This is a genomic window from Bifidobacterium sp. LCP19S3_E9 (genome assembly GCF_052121135.1).
Lineage (GTDB): Bacteria > Actinomycetota > Actinomycetes > Actinomycetales > Bifidobacteriaceae > Bifidobacterium > Bifidobacterium thermacidophilum.
The window spans coordinates 109,629-129,784 of record NZ_JBQKEV010000004.1; the positions used below are offsets into that span (position 1 = coordinate 109,629).

Annotated in this window: 16 protein-coding genes; 14 read left to right on the forward strand and 2 right to left on the reverse strand. The window is 60.0% G+C overall.

The genetic code is table 11. The features are described from left to right. Window positions 1-7 precede the first annotated feature (7 nt). A complete protein-coding gene (locus ACTQYB_RS03275; RefSeq protein WP_441481866.1) occupies window positions 8-859 on the forward strand; it encodes an amino acid ABC transporter ATP-binding protein in 852 nt (283 codons plus the stop codon). A gap of 333 nt (window positions 860-1,192) precedes the next feature. On the opposite strand, the gene ACTQYB_RS03280 is transcribed toward ACTQYB_RS03275, so the two are convergent. Beyond that, window positions 1,193-2,527 carry a sensor histidine kinase gene (locus ACTQYB_RS03280; RefSeq protein ID WP_101452373.1) on the reverse strand — a complete coding sequence of 445 codons (1,335 nt, stop codon included), beginning with the start codon at window positions 2,525-2,527 and terminating at the stop codon, window positions 1,193-1,195. Further along, window positions 2,503-3,204: a response regulator transcription factor gene (locus ACTQYB_RS03285; RefSeq protein WP_229089154.1), complete on the reverse strand. Its 702-nt coding sequence runs from the start codon at window positions 3,202-3,204 to the stop codon at window positions 2,503-2,505. Before ACTQYB_RS03285 ends, ACTQYB_RS03280 begins: the two co-directional genes overlap by 25 nt. Window positions 3,205-3,548: 344 nt before the next feature. On the opposite strand from ACTQYB_RS03285, the gene ACTQYB_RS03290 reads away from it, so the two are divergent. From ACTQYB_RS03290 to ACTQYB_RS03350, 13 genes are all read left to right on the forward strand, one after another. Beyond that, a complete protein-coding gene (locus tag ACTQYB_RS03290; protein ID WP_441481867.1) occupies window positions 3,549-4,703 on the forward strand; it encodes a hypothetical protein in 1,155 nt (384 codons plus the stop codon). Next, a complete protein-coding gene (locus ACTQYB_RS03295; RefSeq protein WP_015450781.1) occupies window positions 4,700-5,398 on the forward strand; it encodes an ATP-binding cassette domain-containing protein in 699 nt (232 codons plus the stop codon). The genes ACTQYB_RS03290 and ACTQYB_RS03295 overlap by 4 nt, the downstream gene beginning before the upstream one ends. Then, window positions 5,395-6,573, forward strand: coding sequence for a hypothetical protein (locus ACTQYB_RS03300; RefSeq protein WP_441481868.1), 1,179 nt, complete (start codon window positions 5,395-5,397; stop codon window positions 6,571-6,573). The genes ACTQYB_RS03295 and ACTQYB_RS03300 overlap by 4 nt, the downstream gene beginning before the upstream one ends. A 337-nt stretch (window positions 6,574-6,910) precedes the next feature. Then, complete coding sequence (locus ACTQYB_RS03305; RefSeq protein WP_441481869.1) at window positions 6,911-7,261, forward strand: hypothetical protein; 351 nt, start codon at window positions 6,911-6,913, stop codon at window positions 7,259-7,261. A gap of 101 nt (window positions 7,262-7,362) precedes the next feature. After that, window positions 7,363-8,049 (forward strand): hypothetical protein, encoded by a 687-nt coding sequence (locus ACTQYB_RS03310; protein WP_304325621.1) that lies wholly within the window; start codon window positions 7,363-7,365, stop codon window positions 8,047-8,049. Window positions 8,050-8,138: 89 nt separating this feature from the next. Then, a complete protein-coding gene (gene glmS / locus ACTQYB_RS03315; RefSeq protein ID WP_026502261.1) occupies window positions 8,139-10,028 on the forward strand; it encodes a glutamine--fructose-6-phosphate transaminase (isomerizing) in 1,890 nt (629 codons plus the stop codon). A gap of 134 nt (window positions 10,029-10,162) precedes the next feature. Further along, window positions 10,163-10,906 carry a pseudouridine synthase gene (locus ACTQYB_RS03320; RefSeq protein ID WP_441481918.1) on the forward strand — a complete coding sequence of 248 codons (744 nt, stop codon included), beginning with the start codon at window positions 10,163-10,165 and terminating at the stop codon, window positions 10,904-10,906. 225 nt (window positions 10,907-11,131) lie between these two features. Further along, complete coding sequence (locus ACTQYB_RS03325) at window positions 11,132-12,145, forward strand: LacI family DNA-binding transcriptional regulator (RefSeq protein WP_441481870.1); 1,014 nt, start codon at window positions 11,132-11,134, stop codon at window positions 12,143-12,145. Window positions 12,146-12,264: 119 nt separating this feature from the next. After that, entirely contained in the window at window positions 12,265-14,352 is a 2,088-nt protein-coding gene (locus tag ACTQYB_RS03330) for a beta-galactosidase (protein ID WP_441481871.1), read from the forward strand. Window positions 14,353-14,394: 42 nt separating this feature from the next. Next, window positions 14,395-15,816, forward strand: coding sequence for an ABC transporter substrate-binding protein (locus ACTQYB_RS03335; protein WP_412170590.1), 1,422 nt, complete (start codon window positions 14,395-14,397; stop codon window positions 15,814-15,816). A 130-nt stretch (window positions 15,817-15,946) separates the two neighbouring features. Then, complete coding sequence (gene coaBC / locus ACTQYB_RS03340; RefSeq protein WP_412170591.1) at window positions 15,947-17,278, forward strand: bifunctional phosphopantothenoylcysteine decarboxylase/phosphopantothenate--cysteine ligase CoaBC; 1,332 nt, start codon at window positions 15,947-15,949, stop codon at window positions 17,276-17,278. Window positions 17,279-17,355: 77 nt separating this feature from the next. Then, complete coding sequence (locus tag ACTQYB_RS03345; protein ID WP_321046087.1) at window positions 17,356-18,132, forward strand: type III pantothenate kinase; 777 nt, start codon at window positions 17,356-17,358, stop codon at window positions 18,130-18,132. Between the two features lie 174 nt (window positions 18,133-18,306). Then, window positions 18,307-20,016 carry an ABC transporter substrate-binding protein gene (locus ACTQYB_RS03350; RefSeq protein WP_441481872.1) on the forward strand — a complete coding sequence of 570 codons (1,710 nt, stop codon included), beginning with the start codon at window positions 18,307-18,309 and terminating at the stop codon, window positions 20,014-20,016. The last annotated feature ends 140 nt before the right edge of the window (window positions 20,017-20,156 follow it).

A 20,156-nucleotide genomic window follows, 5' to 3' on the forward strand; every position in this document is an offset into this window, starting at 1 on the left:
AACAGACATGAGTGACCAGACAGCAACCGATACCGCGTTTCCGCAGCAGACCTCTTCGCAGCAACACGACGAGTCGGCGACGCAACACACCACGCCGGCGGTCGAGGCGATCGGTGTGCACAAGGCTTTTGGACACCTCCACGTGCTCAAAGGCATCGACATGACCGTCATGCCGGGCACTGTGACGGTGATTCTCGGTCCGTCCGGCTCGGGCAAGTCGACCTTCCTGCGGCTGATTAACCAGCTGGAGACCTTGACCGGCGGCGAAATCCGCGTGGACGGCGAGATGATTGGCTTCAAGAAAGTCGAACATAAGGGCCAGGAAGTGCTCCAGACCCTGAACGATAAGGAGATTGCGGCACAGCGATCCAAACTGGGTATGGTCTTCCAGCGGTTCAACCTGTTCCCGCATATGACGGCGCTGGAGAATGTCATGGAAGCGCCCGTCCATGTGAAGCATATGGGCAAGAGTGAAGCGCGTGAGCTAGCGGTTGCCGAATTGCAGCGTGTGGGGCTTGGGCAGCGGCTTGACTATTACCCGTCTCAGTTGTCCGGCGGCCAGCAGCAGCGTGTCGCCATCGCACGAGCGCTCGCGATGAAGCCCGAGATCATGCTGTTCGACGAGCCGACATCCGCGCTTGACCCCGAATTGGTAGGCGAGGTGCTGAGCGTCATGCGTCAGCTTGCCGACGAGGGCATGACCATGATCGTGGTCACTCATGAGATCGGGTTCGCCCGTGAGGTCGCCGACCAGGTGGTGTTCATGGATGGCGGTGTGGTGGTTGAGCATGGCGGTCCCGAGATCATCGACCATCCGAGCGAGCCGCGTTTCAAGGATTTCCTGCAGCACGTGCTGTGACACGGGTTGTCGCGAAGGAAAACGGTATGCGAATGATTTATTGCAATGATGCATGGCGTCATGGTGGTTGTGCCGCATTGGCGATGTACCTTGCGATTATCGTTGGCGTTTGCGGTCTGTCTACAAGAATCACTGATAGCCGGTGCGATGATGCGTTTTTGTCGTCGGTTTCCGTGAGCGTTGGCGTCTTGTTGGGCGAATGCCCCAAGTGGTTTCCATGGTGCATGGTCTGACGCAAGTCAGCTAGCACAAGGGGCGGGGCTGCGGGCGCTGAGCGTCGTATGCTCGGAAACTTGCTGAACAAAACGGGTTCATGGAACGAAACGTGAGTACTCAGTTGGCGTGTTGCAGCGGCGATTGAGCATTCACGTAACCGTGGTCTTGCGGGTGCAACGGGATGCGCGCGTAGAGCGTCCACGTCTCGTCCTCGCTGTTGAATCGCAGCTCGCCGCCCAGCGATTCGATGATGCCGCGGTGGAGCACCAATCCACTTTGGGATTGTGGCAGAGCGCCGTCATGGCTGGCCGAAGCCTGGGCAACTTTTGGCGACTGCTGGTCTGTGCCGCTACCACGTGTGCACTTTGGTGTCAGCGCGTTCGTCTGCATGAGTGACATGTTGTCGTCATCGTAGCTGATGGTGAGCATGGGCGCGCTGTCAGGGGACGCGTGCCGCAGCAGATTCGTGAAGATCTCCCCGATGAGGGTCACCGCCTCGTCGCCTGACCGTGTGCAGGCGGGAGATGATATCTGCCCTGACGTATGCACATCGACATGCATATGGTGCGGGGCCAGCAGATGCTGCCCCTGCTCGATCGCGATGCCGATGCGCTGCGGTAGCGGAAGGTTGTGTAAAGCGCCATCCAGATGATCCTCAGGGCGTTCGTCCGAGGCGTTCATGGTCCTGATGACCGAGCGGATACTGGCAAGGGCGCTCTCGCTGAGCTGCCGGACGGTCCGCCAATCCTCGTCTGACGCATCCGCCGTCTTGCCGGCCGTGTCCAACGTGTCAATATGCTGTTGCGCGAGCAGGAATATACTCGACAGGCTTGCCGTGACCGCGTCATGGGTCATTTGCGCGAATCTGGTGACTTCCCGCTGATGTGCCTGCTGTGTTTGCAACAGCTCCAGCTCGGCGTCGCGGTGCCGTTGCCGATCGTCGATGGCGATGGTGCGGATGGACGCGCACATCACATACGTGACGATGTACAAGGCGAGCAGCACGAAGAAGGAGAGCGCGTCCCCCTGCGAGAGCGCTTCGCGGGGGTCGAAAGCCAGCAGCAAGGTGACGATCGAAGCGACAAGACTCCAGATTGACCATCGGGTGGGTGTCGAATACGCGAGCGTACCTATGGCCAGCGGCGTAAGCATATGAATGATCGAACCGGCATCCGAGAGTGATATTCCGGGAGTGAACATCAGCAGTAGTACCACGGCGAATGAGACGATGGACATCGGTACCGGTGCGAAGGCGATGCCCAGCGGGCAGCAGCAGGCGATGATACAAGCCACCCATTGCACCGGGGTCTTCGCAGGGAAGAACGCCAGCACTGCAATCATGAGTATCGTGGTCACCAAGCAAAGGGCGACGTGCAGTTTATGGTGGCGCAATCGTTGCGGAATGACGGTTGTGATGGTGTTGCTGATTACAGTCCGATGGTTTTCGTCCATAACGCCACCGCCTCCCGTTTGCTGGCCACGCCCATCTTGCGCGACGCGCGTGTGATGTAGGTGTTGATGGTCGACGGGCTAACGTCGAGCACCTGCGCGATATCGGCGTTGCTATATCCGTGCGAACACATGGTGAGCACCTGCTTTTCCTGCTGACTCAGCGAGAGGATGTACGGCAGGCCTTCCTGCCGGATGCGCAGATGCGCCCGCCCCGGTGCCTCGAAGGGCGGTCGGACGGCGAGAGCGCCGGTGTCCGCGACCTCCATGATGATGCTTTTGAGGGCCGACAGCTCGTTCTTGCCGATAACCGCCTGCATGCCGGCGTCGGCGGCATCATGGTAGAACTGGGTCGGCTCGTATGAAGTGATGCCGAGTATCGGCATCGTGCCGTTGGTGTAGCGGATGGCTCGGCTCATATCGACGCCCGACAGGCCGCGCATCGAGATGTCGGTGATGAACAGGTCCGGCAGATCGCGGATGCCGGATTCGCATTGTCGGTAGTGGTCGAAGGCGTCCGAGCCGTTATATTCGGTCCAGGTGATGGCGACGCGCGGCCACGCGGACATGATCTCGCGCAGCATCTTCAGCGCCAGGATGTCGTTGTCGACGAGCACGACCTGCACGGTGCCCGTCGTCTGGTCGCTGCCGGTCGCGGATGGTGTCTGCTGTTGGCTCATGGTGGTGCCTGGCTCCGTGCTTGTTCGAATACGGTATTCATACACCAGCATAGCTCTGTGTCGGTGCCGCCGGATTGGCGTCAACAATGGGTTTCACGGAAACCGTTCCGCAGGATATTCCAAAAACAGCGCCAATATGTGAGACGCGCAATCATGATTTGCTTGGGAGATGAGGCGCTGTATCGGCGGAAAGTCAACGAAAAACGGGTAATCGTGCCGCAAAGCCATGTTTGGCGCGAGTGCCAGTATCGCGACCGTGTAGGTATTTGCACGACAAGGATTTGCCTGCGGATTCCTCCGCGCCGATAATGACAACGTTTCGATTCTGCACGAAGGAGCACAGAATGCGGCTGCATCACCAGAAAACCGGTGGAAACCGGAACGCTGGCCGCAACACTGTGTCCGTCTCCGTGACTGTCCTGCTTGCGCTCGTCATGCTGGCGGCCGGCGTGTGCGGCGGGTTCCTGCTCACCCGTGAACCCGAACCCGCCGCGTTCGAGTCGACTACGCGCGCGGGCACACTTGCCGTGCAATCGGAACCATATGATGACGAGCGTTCCGTCACCGTCACGGTGGAACGCAGTGAATCCGGTTCCGTAGCCGCTCCGGTTGGGGGAGTGGTTACGGAGTTGAGACAGTGCGCGGCCGGAAGCAACATCGAATCAGGCTCCGCGTTCATTGCCATTGACGGACAACTCCAATTCGCCCTGTATCTGAGAACACCACCGTATCGGACGATGACCAGTGGCATGAAGGGCGGTGATATCGCGGCGCTCAATGCGGAGCTCAGACGGCTCGGATATGCGGCTCCGGATTCGGACGTGATGACGTGGGATACGGTGAAAGCTTTCAATGCGCTTGCCACAACCGCCGGGACGCAGGGAACCACGCAAGAGCGCCAGTGGAGCATCGATACGTCGTTGTTCGCATGGTTGCCCCAACAGCAGGTGACTGTCAAGGAGTGCCAAGCCCGATATGGCGGGCAGGTCGAGCAGGGAGCCGATGTGCTGACGACTACCAGCCAACCGGTCCGTGCGACGTTCCGACGCAATGATTCCTCGATGGTGCAAGGTGATCGGGTCATGGAAGTCAACGGTGCGACGTTCACCATCACCGATCAGACAGCAGACAGCACTGACGCCTCCCTGCTCTCAGCCATCGGTGCGAGCAACGAATACCGTGCCGCCCAACAGCCGACAGCCTCCGGGCAGGCTTCCGATACCGGAGGGGCCCAAAGCGACACGGGACAAGACACCGCTCCGAACACCATCAACGTTACATATCGCTGGAAGCTCGCCAAAGCGCTGAACGTGGTCTCGGTGCCGCCGGCGGCGATGTACGATGTCTCTGCGGATTCGGCATGCGTGGTTTCGCGCGGCAAGCCGGTCGCCGTCCATGTGGTCGCCTCCCAGCTTGGCAAATCGATGGTCGGCGTGCAATCCGGCGCATCCCTGACTTCCGTCGATGTTCCCGCCAGCACAGGCAAGGCGTGCCGATGAGCGGGCAAGACCGGCTCGAGTCCATACGACCCGCGGTTGCAGGATTGGCGGGAACCAGTACAGTTCAGGACAATTCCGGTGATGAGCAGTCTGCCCATGTCAAGCTCGACGATGTCGGGCACAGCTTCGACGGGGACGACTGGCTGTTCAGGCATATCACCATGACGCTGTATCCCCGGCGCGTTTATGCGCTGGTCGGTCCTTCCGGCTCGGGCAAATCCACGCTATTGTCCATTGTCGCAGGCTGGCAGCAGCCAGCGCAGGGCAAGGTCATACGCGTCTCATGCGGTCGGGTGTGCTGGGTATTGCAGAATCCTCATGGAGTAGCGCGTAGGAAGGTCATCGACCATGTGGCACTGCCCTATATTTCTCGCGGGGAACGCAGGAACGAAGCCGAAGAGCACGCTTTGGCACTGTTACGCGTGTTCGGGCTTGACCATCTTGCCGCCAAACAGTTCCGTGACCTGTCCGGTGGCGAGGCTCAGCGGCTGATGCTTGCGCGCGCGGTCGCCTCCCACGCGGGACTGCTTCTTGTGGATGAGCCGACAGCACAACTTGATTTGGCGACTGCGGCGAGCGTGAACCGAACCTTGCACGGGTTGTCGATATCAGGGGCGATTGTCGTGGTCGCCACACATGATCCGCGCACCCGCGACGCGTGCACGGACATCATCGATTTGAGGGACTACCAGTGAGCCGGGAACAAGATACCGTTGCGCCTGCCATTGACCGGGATACGGCTGCGACAGGGCGTATGCGTCTGCGTGGTGTCGTGGACGAAGCATGGCGGGATATCGTGTCCGGAACCTCGCATGCGTTCATGCTTATGTTGATTCTCGCCGCGTTGGTCGGCGGGTTGTCTGCTGCCGACCTGTTCAGCATTCGGTCAATAGCGCAGCAGGTTGACCGGTATATCGCATCGGGCGCGTCGACGTACGTCATCGAGTTCAAAGGCAGGATTAGCGGTGAAGCATGCGAACGGTTGTCCAGTGTGGACGGGGTGCTTGCCTCGGGTGCACTTCGCTCGAAGAACGATAAGGTCATTTCCGCCATTCTGCCTTCAGCGGGCATTCCTTCGCTTGATGCCACGACCGGGGCGCTTGGTGTCTTTGCTTCTTCGACCCGTTCCGGCACTGTAGGGTTGAGTACTCGGGATTACGATGGCATTTGGCTCTCCTCGCAAGCGGCACAGTCTGTGAACGCTGCCGCCGGAAGTCAGCTGGCATTGCATGCCGGCGGTAGCGTTCGAATCGCCGGTGTATTCCAGTATCCAGATGATGGCAGGTCAACGAATTACGAATACGTGGCGCTCAGCCAGGTTCCGGTTGATGCAAACGATTTCGACCAGTGCGTGGTGAAGACCTGGCCGGTTCCGGATGCCCTGCAGGCGTTGTTGCAATCCACGGTCTCCTCATGGCCTTCGGATGCTTCGCAGCAGCCAACGATCAGCCAATTGAATGCGACGCAAGGCTCACAGCTGGATGCCGTCAAGGCGTTCCGGGAGAGGCAGACTGCACTGGCTCCACTCGTGATGCTGGTCATTGCGTTCTTCATCGGATTCGCCGTTGTCCGTGTCAGGCGGCTCGAACTTGCATCCGCTATGCATTGTGGCGAACCCAAGACCGCGCTCTGGCTGCAGATGCTGCTCGAGGCGTTGGTCTGGTGCTGTTCGGCGATACTGGTGACACTGCCATTGACGATCTGGGCGATTACCCATATGGATACGGGGATCATCATTGCCTCACCGACGCTTGTTGGTATTCTTTCCAGAGTTCCAGCGGCGGCCCTTGCGGGTGTGTTGGCCGGTGTCACGCTTGCGATGCTGGTCACTCGCGAACGTGACCTGTTCAGATATTTTAAGAATCGATGACCGTGAGCAGGGGTTTGTAGCAATTTCAATGACAAGGATTTGCATCGTGTGGTGAAGCGAGAAACAATGCAATCGTGATGTCAACGAGGCGTCGCCTACGAGGCACAAGGTAGAAAAGGGGTTTCAACGATGAGAATGATGACAATGATGCAAGGGCATTGGTATGCGTATTAGTGATTGGTCCGGGATGTTGACTCATACCGTTGCTCGTATTCGAAATGTGTTTTTGATTTTCGGCGTCATCGTGGCATGCCTCTTGTGCATCGCCTGCGGCTCGGGACATCAGAATGCGACCCCAGACCCATCGCAAAGCACTGCGAAGGCCGAGAATGGACATGTGTTCAAAGGTCCATACGCTCGAAAATTCGCAGACACGTACAACAGCCTTCAGACTGGTTTCGCCCGGAGACTCATCGAGGATGGCAAAATCAGTGAGAAGGATCTTGATGCGATTCAAGACAAGGTAATGGATTGTGTCAATGCCCAAGCTCAAAGCGAAAACGATTTCGTCGACATCGATTGGACGGAAAGCACAAGGATGCCGCATCCTTACCATGGTGAGAATGCGAAGAGGATGAACAAGATTGCGAAGCAATGCATGGAACGTTACGACGGGTACAAGATCAACGATCTGTCTCGCTACGTATACACCCATGAGCATCCCGATAACAACAATCAATCCAAATAATGTATAACCGCGAAGGCGGGCTTGTGTCGCGGGGCTCACGGCACAAGCCCGCCTTCCGACTCTGCGAAACGAAAGAATCACCACTTCGAGAAATGAAAATCATGAAAAAGACCAACACTAGGGGGAACCGTCACGCCGCAGTGACGGCCATGGTGTGCGCCATGGCTTGCTGTCTGACACTGCTTTCGGGCTGTGGGGGAGGAAAACGTACCACCGCTCCGTCCGCTGGCACAGCGACAAGTGCATCGAGCAGTGCCACAGCGAAGGACGGCACCGTCTTCACCGGATACTACGCGCAACAAATCAGACGCACCTACGATGATGCATACCAGTCCCTGACCAAGAAGATACTGAAGGACAGCAAAATCACCGACGAAGAGTTCAACGAACTCAGCGAGCATTTCAGCGATTGCGCGAAACAGCAAGGCGTTGATGTCACTTTCGACTCGCAAGGCGGCATGCAGACCACGTATCCCGCTGGAATGAGCCAGTCCGACGGCGATGCCGTAGTCGCGCAATGCGACGAGGACAATGACTTCACGAATATGAGCATTCTGCACGACAGCATGAAAAGCAACCCCAAGAACGAGGATCCTGCGGTCCCGTTGCTGCAATGCCTGAAGAAGAACGGGCTCGCCGAACAATCCATGACCGTGGAGGATTACAAGGCGATCGTCAGTGACGAAACCAAGGACAAGGACGTATTCGGCAAATACTTCGACGAATCCGCCCCAGGGTATGATGCCGCGAAAGCGAAACTGTACGATCAATGCCAAACCAATTCGTGATGAAGTTGCCTGAGCGCCGATTGGCCGGTTATGTGAAAGTGACTTTCGCCTTCGGCGCTTGACACAATCGTCCGATACACTGGTGTGCTATGTGCGGAATCGTAGGATATGCAGGCGGCATGACCGCATGTGGCAAACCATTGGAAGTATGCATGCAAGGCCTGGGCAGGCTGGAATACCGTGGATATGATTCCGCGGGCGTCGCACTTGCCGCACCTGGCATGAATCTCGTAGCCGTTCGCAAGAAGGCAGGTCGCCTGGACAATCTCAAAGCCGACCTCAAGCGTTCGCCTCTTCCGGACGCAACGGTCGGCATCGGACATACGCGGTGGGCCACGAACGGCGAGCCCAGCGACACCAACGCGCATCCGCATGTGAGCGCGGACGGGAAAATCGCCATCATCCACAATGGCATCATCGAAAACGCATCACAGCTGAAAATGGACCTGCAATCCGAAGGCTACGTGTTCTCCTCCGGCACCGATACCGAAGTCGCCGCGAAGCTGCTCGGCAAGGTCGCCAACATCATCATCAAGGAAACCGGCAAGCCGGACCTGTTCAAAGCGCTCCGTCGCGTCGCGCGTATGCTGACGGGTGCGTTCACCATCCTTGCCGTCGACTGCCGTCAGCCGGATATCGTCGTCGGCGCGCGCCATGATTCTCCGCTGGTCGTCGGGCTCGGCGAGGGCGAGAACTTCCTCGGATCCGACGTCGCCGCATTCGTCGCCTACACGAAGAACGCCATGGAAATCGGGCAGGACCAGGCGGTATGCATCAGCGGTACGAGCGTGACCGTCACCGACTTCAATGGCAATCCGGTGGACGACACCAAGCGATTCACCGTGGATTGGGACGCGTCCGCGGCGGAAAAAGGCGGCTGGCCGTCCTTCATGGACAAGGAGATCCATGAGGATCCCGAAGCGGTGGCCAATACGCTGCTCGGCCGCTTCGACGAGCAGGGCGATATCGTGCTCGACGAAGTGCATATCGGGCTGGACGTGTTCCGCCAGATTGACAAAATCATCGTCGTGGCATGCGGCACGGCAAGCTACGCGGGCATGGTCGCCAAGTACGCGATCGAGCATTGGGTGCGCATTCCGGTCGAAGTCGAGCTCGCGCATGAATTCCGTTACCGCGACCCGATTCTGACCCCGCGCACGCTGGTCGTCGCGATTTCGCAGTCCGGCGAGACCATGGACACGCTGATGGCCTTGCGCCACGCCCGTGAACAGGGGTCGCGCGTGCTGGCGATTTGCAACACGCAAGGCGCGAGCATCCCACGCGAATCCGACGCCGTGCTCTACACGCACGCGGGCCCGGAGATTGCGGTCGCCTCCACCAAGGCCTTCGTCGCGCAGATCGTCGCCGCCTATCTGCTGGGCTTGTATCTGGCGCAGGTGAAGGGCACGATGTACCGCGACGAGATCAGGCACATCCTGGAACAGCTCAAGGGCATGCCCGAAAAAATCCAGTGGGTGCTGGACAACCAGGCGGGCAATGTCGAGCAGGCCGCCAAGCAGATGGTTAACGCGCATTCCTTCCTGTTCCTCGGCCGTCATGTGGGCTACCCGGTCGCGCTGGAAGGCGCGCTGAAACTCAAGGAAATCGCCTACACCTTCACCGAGGGCTTCGCCGCGGGCGAGCTCAAACACGGCCCGATCGCGCTGGTGGACGCGGGCGAGCCGGTCGTCGTGATCGTACCGTCGGCACGCGGGCGCAACATTCTGCACAACAAGGTGATTTCCGGCATCGAGGAAGTCAAGGCGCGTGGCGCGTACACCATCGCTGTTGCAGAACTGGGTGACCCGGATGTCGAACAGTACGCGGATGTCGTCTTCTGGCGGCCGGTATGTCCCACGCTGCTCAGCCCGCTCGTGGACGTGGTGCCATTGCAGCTATTCGCGATGGATATGGCGCAGCTCAAGGGCTATGACGTTGACAAGCCGCGTAATCTCGCGAAATCCGTGACCGTCGAGTGATGTCGCACATACCCGCGGCGACTCGCAGCGCCGGGGCGTCCAGCATGGCTTCACTGCCTGATGGGCGTTCCGACGCGCAATCCGACTCCGGTGAAGACAGACGGTATACGCCGCAAGCCAGGCGTCACCGCTGGGTGACCAATGAGCCTGAAATCCCGTTCCGGTGCCGCGTACTGTACGAGGATGAGCGGATCATCGTCATCGACAAGCCGCATTTCGTGCCGACCACGCCGCGCGGCATGTGGTATCGACAGTCCGCGCTCATCAGACTGCGCGAGCACTACGGAGAACCGCAGATCACGCCGGCGCACCGGCTGGACCGGCTGACCGCCGGCATCGTGGTCTTCGTGCGTGACCCGGCCTGTCGTGGCGCCTACCAGATGTTGTTCCAGAACCATGAGGTGCGCAAGACCTACGAATGCCTGGCCCCGGCGGCGCCGATCGCGCGTCCGCGGACCGGTACGGTCACACGGTTGCAAGCCCCGGCTGTGTTTCCCCTCAAGCGATGCTCGCATATCGTCAAGGACCGCGGTCGTCTGCAAGCCTTCGAGGTACCGGGGGAGCCGAACGCGCGGACGATCATAGACCTGCCCGACGCATGCGGCATGACCGACGACACTCCAGACGCCACGGCGCTGCCCGCCGGCACCCGCCGGTACGTTTTACACCCCGTGACCGGCAAAACCCACCAGCTGCGCGTCCACATGAGCTCAATCGGCCTGCCGATCATGGGCGACCCGTTCTATCCGACGCTCAAACCTTATGGGCCGGATGATTTCAGTACGCCCTTGCAGCTGGTCGCGCGACGGCTCGAGTTCACTGATCCGGTCAGCGGACGGGATATGGCGTTCGTGTCGTCGGTTCCGTTGCAACGGTGATGAATACGGCCGAATGGTCTTGGAATGTTGTAGATATCACACCGGCGGATGGTGTACGGCCGCGAATCGGCTAATCGCAACTGAAGCAGTTAAGTTCAAGCACCGCAAGAAAGGCCGGTTTTCCAGGCGCTTGACCGCCTCGGCATAGGTGAGACGCAGTGGGTATCCGACGTACGGGCATCGCCTATACTTGGCACCGTATCAACAGCTATCAAGGGGCGAACAATGAACCGGAACCTGACTGTCTCTATGCAGGATGTTGCAAGGGAAGCCGGCGTTTCGCCCCAAACGGTCTCCCGCGTCACCAACGGGAGCAAGAGTGTGCGTGACGAAACCCGAGTGCGCGTCGAGGAAGCGATGGACAAGCTCGGCTATCGTCCCAACTATGCCGCACGTGCGCTCAAATACGGCCGGTTCAACGATATCGGCGTCGTGGTGTTCAGCCTGTATGATTACGGCGATTCCCGCATTCTTGACGGCATCGTCGCGGCTGCGGTGGACGAAGGCTACGCCGTCACGGTGCGCACGATGGGTGCCGGCCGGGAACGCTCGCTCCAAGCGGCTGTCGAGCGTATGGCACAACTGCCGGTTGACGGGATCATCATCGTGTTGCAGCAGGACGTGCCGGATTTCGACACGTTCGTCCCGCCGAAGGAGATGCCGGTCGTCCTCGTATGCGAAGGGGCTGCCGCACATTGCCCGACCGTTGACGCCGACCAGTACGGGTGCTCCACGAGCATTGTCGATTATCTGTTGGAACAAGGGCACAGCACCGTGCATCATATCGCCGGGCCGATGCAGTCGCGTGCGGCGCGCAGCAGACTGCAAGGGTGGAGCGACCAACTTAATCGCCATGGCATCGCCGTACCGCAAGCCCTGATTGGTGACTGGGGGGCGGACAGCGGGTATCGTGCCGGATTCGAGCTGGCCCATGACCCCGAATGCACAGCCGTGTACGCGGCGAACGACCAGATGGCGTATGGCGCGATCCTGGGTTTGAAGGATGGCGGCCGTCGCGTGCCCGAGGATGTCAGCATCGTCGGTGTGGATGATTCGCTCAGAGGTATCGTCCCCCAACTCGACCTGACGACCATGCGCATGCGCTTCGACACCATCGGGCATGAGGCGTTCACCATGATCCGCAAGCAGTGCGAAGGTGAGAACGTGCCAGTGAACGTGAAAACCGTGATTCCCGGCGAGCTGATTGAACGCGGGTCGGTGGTGCGATACGCCCGCTGAACTGTGCCTGTGCCGGTGTCGAGCGCATCCGGACGGCGCCGGGGAAGCGCCGTCAGGAAAAACACAACCGTCGATGGTATGGTAAACATCGGTAACCGAACATATACAGTTGGAGCGCCATGACAGCACGTAGAACACACCGTTGGCCAAGACCGCTGGACAATGCGGCCCGGCGTATCTGGTACGGCGGAGACTACAATCCCGAACAATGGCCGGAATCCGTCTGGGATGAGGATATCGAACTCATGAACCAGGCCGGGGTCAATATCGTGTCCCTTGGTATTTTCGCATGGAGTGCGATAGAACCCGAGGAAGACGTCTACGATTTCGGGTGGCTCGACCGGATCATCGACAAGCTGTACCATGCCGGCATCGCCGTCGACCTTGCATCCGCGACCGCCAGCCCGCCGCTGTGGCTGACGCAGAAGCACCCGGAAGTGCTGTGGAAGGACGAGCGCGGCGACGCCTGCTGGCCGGGAGCCAGACAGCATTGGCGTCCCACCAGCCCGATTTTCCGCGAGTACGCCTTGCGGCTGTGCCGTGCCATGGCACAGCATTACCGGGACAACCCGGCCGTCGTGGCTTGGCATGTGAGCAATGAATACGGGTGCCACAACCGTTTCGACTATTCGGATGACGCCATGCGCGCCTTCCAGCGCTGGTGCAAGGAGCGCTATGGGGATATCGAAGCGGTCAACGACGCGTGGGGCACCTACTTCTGGTCTCAGCGCATGACCGATTTCTCCCAGATCATCCCGCCGCGGTACATCGGGGAAGGCAATTTCATGAACCCGGGCAAACTGCTTGATTTCAAGCGGTTCTGCTCCGATGCGCTCAAGGAGTTCTTCAAGGCGGAGCGTGACGCGCTCGCCGAAATTACCCCGAATATCCCCTTGACCACAAACTTCATGGTCAGCGCGCCCGGCAACGCACTCGATTATGACGATTGGGGCCATGAAGTCGATTTCGTGTCCAACGACCACTATTTCACCGCCGGAAGCCGGCATCTTGACGAGCTGGCCTACTCGTCCTCGCTGGTTGACGGCATCAGCCGCAAACAGCCTTGGTTCCTCATGGAACATTCCACCAGCGCCGTCAACTGGCGTGGCATCAATTACCGCAAGGAACCCGGGCAGTTGGAACGTGACGCGATGGCGCATCTGGCCATGGGCGCGGACGCCATCTGCTTCTTCCAGTGGCGTCAATCCCAAGCGGGAGCTGAGAAATTCCACAGCGGCATGGTGCCTCACGCGGGACGGAACAGCCAGGTCTATCGTGACGTCTGCGCGCTCGGCAATGACCTGGACACGCTCTCGCAGGCGGGATTGCCCGGCACCACACTGAGCCAGGCACGGATTGCCGTCGTCTACGATTACGCGAGTGAATGGGCCACCGAGCATACGGCGACACCCACCCAGCAGGTACGGCATTGGACGGAACCGCTCGACTGGTTCACCGCGTTGGCTGATCAGGGGCTGACCGCCGATGTGGTGCCGCTGGCGGGCGATTGGGATCGCTACGAGATGGTCGTTCTGCCGAGCGTGTACCTGCTGGGCGAAAATGATGCGCGGCGCGTGCGTGATTATGTCGCGGCAGGCGGCAAGCTGTTCGCCACCTACTACACTGGTATCAGCGACGAACGCGACCACGTGTGGCTTGGCGGCTATCCGGGGGCCATCCGCGATGTTGTCGGCGTGCGTTCCGAGGAATTCGCCCCGATGGGTGATGACGATGGCGTGCTTGATCACCTCGACCTGAGCAATGGCACCGTGGCACACGACATCGCGGAAGTCATCACCTCGACCGCGGATTCCGCGCGTATACTTGCCACCTACCAAGCCGATTCGTGGACCGGTATGAACGGTGTCCCCGCCATCACGGTCAACACATATGGTGAGGGGCGTGCCGCCTACGTCGGTTGCCGATTGGGCGCTGACGGGCTTGCCGCAAGCCTGCCGTCCATGTTCGAGGCCATGGACGTGAGCGTACCGGCATGGCAAGGTTCCGGCGACATTCTGCGCGTGGTGCGTGAGGGGCGCGGCGACGGCGAACATGAGGCGCCGCGGTTCACGTTCCAGTTCAACCGTACGCACCATCCGGTCGCAGTGGATATCGAAGGGCGTACCATCGTCGCATCTCTCGCCGAAGACCATGGCGACGGAACGGCGACCATCGCCCCGAACGGCGTCATCGTCAGCATGGGTTGACGGCGGGCACCAGCGAACATATACGGAAAATCAAGGAGCAGCATGACACGACCATCCCACGGACGGCACCTTATCGCGAAGGCGTTGTCCGCCGTCATGTCCGTATGCATGCTGCTCACGGTCGCCGCATGCGCGGTGCAGGACACGCGCACCGTCATCACCGTATGGTCATGGGAGCCGAGCATGGACAAGCTCGCCCAGTCCTTCGAGGCCGCGAACCCTGACGTTCATGTCATCGTGAAGAACACGAGCGGCTACGAGAACCTCAATACGGCGATCCAGGACGGGTACGGGCTGCCGGATGTCGCGCAGATTGAATATTTTGCGCTGCCACAGTATGCGGTCAGTGGCCAATTGCGTGATTTGACCGACCGCGCGCAAGGCTACGCGAACTTCTACACGACCGGCACATGGTCCTCGGTGCAGCTTGGCGGCCGTATCTATGGCCTGCCCATGGATTCGGGCCCGATGGCGTTCTTCTACAACGATAGCGTGTTCAGACAGGCCGGGGTTGACCCGACAACCATCCACACGTGGAAGGATTATTACCGGGCGGCCAAGAAACTCAAGAAAATCGGGGTGTATATCGCCGCGGACGCCGGGGACGCAAGCTTCTTCAACGCGATGATCTGGCTTGCCGGCGGCAGACCGTACCGGACCTCCTCCGACGGCAAAACCGTCACGGTGAACCTCAAAGATGACACGGGCACGAAAACCTTCATCGAATACTGGCAGAAAATGATGGATGAAGGGCTGATCAATACCCGTCTGACCACATGGTCCACAGGGTGGAAGAACGCACTGGGCAACGGAACCGTCGCCTCGGTGCTGTCGGGCGCGTGGATGCCCTCCATGCTGTTGTCCGATGTGCCCGGAGCTGCAGGACAATGGCGGGTCGGCACTATCCCGACCGTTCACGGTAGCACAGCCAACGCTGAAATTGGCGGGTCCGCGTTGACGATGCTCAACACGACGCGCAAACCCGAAGCCGCATACCGCTTCATCGAATATGTGTGCCATGATGCCGAAGGTATTGCCACACGCGTTGACGGAGGAGCGTTCCCCGCAGATACTTCCACATTGGAATCCAAGACTTTCCTTGAAAAGACGACCATCCGCGACTCGCGCGGCATCCAGATCCCGTATTTCGGCGGCCAACAGTTCAATAAGGTGCTCGCGCAGGCGGCGGAGAACGTGTCCTCCGGATACCAGTATCTGCCGTTCGAAGTGTATGCGCGCAGCGATTTCCGCGCGACCATGGGCAAGGCCTACAAGTGGGAGTCCGCCAACCAGCGGCGGATCGTCGCCAAAAAGCGTTTCGAGGCGGGCATGACCGACGACGACGGCAATCCCGTGACTGTGCCGGACGATCCGGGGCCGAAGGTTTCGCTCGCAGGGGCGCTCGCCAGTTGGCAGAACGACATTCAGGAGTACGGGGTCAATCAGGGCTTCACCATCCAGTGATGCAGATGATGTAGAAACCGGTATTCGCTGCGGCACGTCGGCTGCGCGGCCTATACTGGCGGCAGCGCTGACGGCGACAGCCGCAGCGACAGTACAGACCGCCGCAACAGCGCGGCGTTTGGGAGGTCGTATGGCTTCAACCCATATCATGCTCGGTGTCACCGGCAGCATCGCGGCGTTCAAAGCATGCCAACTGGTCAGTGATTGGGGCAAATGCGGGTATGAGACGCGGGTCGCCATGACCGCGGCCGCGCAACGGTTCGTCACCCCGCTTTCGTTCGCGTCCCTCGCTCACACGCCGGTACGCACGGCAATGTTCCCCGATACCGCGGATTCCCAGGATGCATTGGATGCGCAGCGGCTTGGCATCAGCCATATCGATGACGCGAAATGGGCGGACGTGCTGGTGATTGCGCCCGCGACCGCCGATATCATCGCCAAAATCGCGCACGGCATCGCCGACGATTATCTCACTTCGATGGTGTTGGCATATGAGGGTCCCAAAATCCTGTGCCCGGCGATGAACACGCGCATGTACAACAATCCCGTCACCCAGCGCAATATCGCCGCATGCCGTGAATTCGGGTGGACGATCGTCGAACCGGCAACCGGACGGCTCGCCTGCCAGGACACCGGCAAAGGCAAGCTCGCCGATTTGGAGGACATCGAGGATGCCGTTGAACAGGCCGCCGAGAGTGCGGCCGCCAGCAGATGCGGCACGAAGACGGAGACCGACCAGCCTGCGAACGACGAATTGGCTGGATTACACGTGCTGGTCACTGCCGGCCCCACCCAGGAGCCGCTCGACCCGGTACGGTACCTGACCAACCATTCGACTGGGAAAATGGGGTATGCGCTCGCCCAGGCGGCGCAGGCCATGGGAGCCGAGGTCACGCTCGTATCCGGGCCGGTTTCGCTTGACGAGCCGGACGGCGTGCACACTGTCCATGTACAGACCGCGCAGGAGATGTTTGACGCGGTGCATGGCCACTTCGCGCAGGCGGATATCACCATCATGGCCGCCGCGGTCGGCGATTTCCGCCCGGAGCATCGCAGCGAGCAGAAAATCAAGAAAACCGGGGAAGTCATGCCGCCGATCACGCTGGTACAGAACCCGGACATCCTCGCTTGGGCGGGCGAGCACAAACGCCCGGACGGCTCGCAGCTCGTCTGCGGGTTCGCGATGGAGACGCAGGACCTGCTCGCCAACGCGCAATCCAAGCTGGAACGCAAGCATTGCGACATGCTCGTCGCCAACGACCTCAACGAACCGGGGGCCGGTTTCGCGCACGATACGAACCGGGTGGTGATCCTCACGCCGGATACTGACAAGAATGCCACTAAGGGCGAGGACGGGTCGAAAATCCACGCAGAACCGCAGCCACTGATGGACAAGCGCGACCTTGCGGCTGTCATTCTTGGCAGGCTTGCCCGGATGCGGCAGGAACGTCTGACGGATTAGAGCGAATCGACAGCCGGAGGTTTGTAAAGAATCCGGATCATGAGGGCAATTACGAAAACGCGGATGAAAGGACACCCATGCTGTTGGCAGTAGACATCGGCAATACGAATATCGTGCTCGGCTTCCTCGATGGGGACCGCAAGGAGCAGATGAGGGGCACCTACCGGATCACCACAAAAGCCAACCACACGTCGGACGAATACGGGCTCATGATCACCGAATTCCTCGCGATGAGTGGGTACAGCCCGAGCGATGTGCAGGACGTGATTATCGTGTCTGTCGTGCCGAAAGTCATGTATTCCTTCCGTGCGAGCATCGTGAAATTCCTCGGCATCGACCCGATGATTGTCGGTCCGGGCATCAAAACGGGCATCAACGTGGTCATGGACAATCCCAAAACCATGGGCGCCGATTGCCTCGCCGACTGCGTGGGCGCGTATTTCACCTACGGCGGGCCGGCGCTTGTCGCGGATTTCGGGACGGCCACGACCTTCAACTACGTGGATAGTAAGGGCAGCATCCGCAGCGGGCTGATCACCACCGGCATCCGCACCGCGGCGGCGGCCCTGTGGAACGAAACCGCCCAGTTGCCGGAAGTCGAGATTACACGGCCCAAGTCGATTCTCGCGAAGAACACGAAGGACGCGATGCAGGCGGGGCTCTACTACAACTTCCTCGGTGGCATCGAACGCACCATCCGACAGTTCCAGCAGGAGATTGACGGGGAGTTTCGCGTCATCGCCACCGGCGGGCTCGGACGCATGTTCAAGGACGATACCGATCTGATCGACGTATATGACCCCGATTTGATTTTCAAAGGACTGGCATCGATTTACGCGCGCAACACCCGCTGAATTCGCCGGTTTGGCTTTGATGTGCGCGCAGGCGGAGGGCTGGAGCGGCAATCGGGCCGGGGGTGACGCCAGACAATCCGCCTGCACGCGTATCATGATGCGAGGTGGTCGACCCGCATGGGTGGCCAACCGACTCAACATAAGCAGGCCCAACGGCCGAACAGAGGAGCAACCATGGCCAAGTCCAATGGTGCGTACGGTACATCCGACGCAACCGAACCAGACACCACAACCCAGCCGCCGCATGCGACGGAAGACACCCGCGCCAATACTGGCGCGAACGCTGATACCAACGCGAGCACCGACGCTAGTCTGAACGCGCATGCGAAGCAACGCAAGAAGAGGCATGACGGGCATCGCCCAATCATCTGGGTGGTCGCCGCCTTGGTGATTGTCGCGCTTGTCGCATGCATCGCCATCGTGAACTCACACTCGCGCAAGGCAGCAGCGCCGGCACAATCAGACAGCATCGCCATCGGCATCAAACTCGCGCCCGTGAGCCTCGACATCCGCAACCAATCCGGTTCCGCACTCGAACAGCTGCTCATCGGCAACGTTTACGAAGCGCTCGTCTCACGCAACTCGAACAACGAAGTCGAACCCGGTCTCGCGAAAAGCTGGACCATCAGCAACGACGGGCTGACCTACACCTTCAAGCTCAACGAGCATATGAACTTCTCCAACGGCGACACACTCGACGCCACCGATGTCGCATGGTCCATCAACCAGCTCAAATCCAAGCACTACTACAACAGCGACCAGGTCGAGAACCTCAAGCAAGCCAGTGCCCCGGACGCAACCACCGTGAAACTCACGCTGAGCCGTCCCGACGCGAATATGCTGTGGTACCTCTCCGGCCGGCCCGGCCTGGTCTTCGACAAAGACGCGCGGTATGACGCGAAAACCACGGCGGTCGGCTCCGGGCCGTACATGGTTAAGTCGTTTGATTCCAGCAGCAAGCTTGTCCTGCAAGCGAACCCGAAGTATTGGGGCAGTGCGCACAAGGCCCGCACAACCACCGTCACCGTGCGCTTCCTGCCGGACGACAACGCGGCGCTCAACGCGCTGACCAGCGGGGACGTGCAAGTCCTGTCCCCGGTCAACGCGAATATGACCGGCAAGCTCAAGAGCAGTGGGAAATACACCATCAAGGCGAACGACGGCAGCGACAAATTCGTGCTCGCGTTCAACTGCACGGGTGTGAAAACCTCCGACAAACGCATACGGCAGGCGATCCGCTATGCGATTAACCACAAGGAGATCATCGCCTCGCGCGGGGGAGTGGATGCGGCGCTCGGCGGGCCGATCCCGTCCGTTGACCCCGGCTACGAGGACTTGACCGGCCTGTATCCATACGATCCCACCAAAGCCAAGAGCCTCTTGCAACAGGCAGGGTATTCCACCAGTCACCCGCTCAAGCTGACGCTCACCTACGCGACGAGTATCTACGGTTCCGAGCTTGGTGAGCAGCTGCGCAGCCAATTGAGCCGCATCGGCATCGATTTGAGCATCAACAGCGTGGAATTCTCCACATGGCTCCAGGACGTGCACACCAACGGCGATTACGACCTCTCGCTCGTCGACCATGCGGAAAGCCACGACTTCTACAAGTGGACGCAGCCCGACTACTACTACCATTACGACAATCCGCAGGTGCAGGCGCTGTACGCCAAGGCGCTCGCTGCAACGGACGACGAGGACAGCGCAAGCTATCTCAAGCAGGCGGCGAGGATTGTCAGCGAGGATGCACCCGCCGACTGGCTGTTCGCCTACCGGGTGAGCGTCGCACAGGCCAAAGGGGTCACCGGGTTCCCTTCCCGGCTGACCCAGAGTGTGCTGCCGTTGTGGAAGGTCACGTACACGCCGGCACAGCGTAGAGCGTAGCGGCGCAACGGCTGCGATACGGTTTGGCAGCAGACTGCTGACTGGCAGCAGGCGGCGATACGCGGCACGATATACGGCAAGACAACGCGGCAACATCTGGCAGGACGCGGTGATACGCGGCAAGAGTCACAGACAAGGAG

What these genes read in the sequence shown, in the direction of transcription:
- glmS (WP_026502261.1), top strand. Translation starts at nt 8,139, where the DNA reads ATGTGCGGAATCGTAGGATATGCAGGCGGCATGACCGCATGTGGCAAA.
- ACTQYB_RS03295 (WP_015450781.1), top strand. Translation starts at nt 4,700, where the DNA reads ATGAGCGGGCAAGACCGGCTCGAGTCCATACGACCCGCGGTTGCAGGA.
- ACTQYB_RS03290 (WP_441481867.1), top strand. Translation starts at nt 3,549, where the DNA reads ATGCGGCTGCATCACCAGAAAACCGGTGGAAACCGGAACGCTGGCCGC.
- ACTQYB_RS03335 (WP_412170590.1), top strand. Translation starts at nt 14,395, where the DNA reads ATGACACGACCATCCCACGGACGGCACCTTATCGCGAAGGCGTTGTCC.
- coaBC (WP_412170591.1), top strand. Translation starts at nt 15,947, where the DNA reads ATGGCTTCAACCCATATCATGCTCGGTGTCACCGGCAGCATCGCGGCG.
- ACTQYB_RS03285 (WP_229089154.1), bottom strand. Translation starts at nt 3,204, where the DNA reads ATGAGCCAACAGCAGACACCATCCGCGACCGGCAGCGACCAGACGACG.
- ACTQYB_RS03330 (WP_441481871.1), top strand. Translation starts at nt 12,265, where the DNA reads ATGACAGCACGTAGAACACACCGTTGGCCAAGACCGCTGGACAATGCG.
- ACTQYB_RS03325 (WP_441481870.1), top strand. Translation starts at nt 11,132, where the DNA reads ATGAACCGGAACCTGACTGTCTCTATGCAGGATGTTGCAAGGGAAGCC.
- ACTQYB_RS03345 (WP_321046087.1), top strand. Translation starts at nt 17,356, where the DNA reads ATGCTGTTGGCAGTAGACATCGGCAATACGAATATCGTGCTCGGCTTC.
- ACTQYB_RS03350 (WP_441481872.1), top strand. Translation starts at nt 18,307, where the DNA reads ATGGCCAAGTCCAATGGTGCGTACGGTACATCCGACGCAACCGAACCA.
- ACTQYB_RS03280 (WP_101452373.1), bottom strand. Translation starts at nt 2,527, where the DNA reads ATGGACGAAAACCATCGGACTGTAATCAGCAACACCATCACAACCGTC.
- ACTQYB_RS03275 (WP_441481866.1), top strand. Translation starts at nt 8, where the DNA reads ATGAGTGACCAGACAGCAACCGATACCGCGTTTCCGCAGCAGACCTCT.
- ACTQYB_RS03310 (WP_304325621.1), top strand. Translation starts at nt 7,363, where the DNA reads ATGAAAAAGACCAACACTAGGGGGAACCGTCACGCCGCAGTGACGGCC.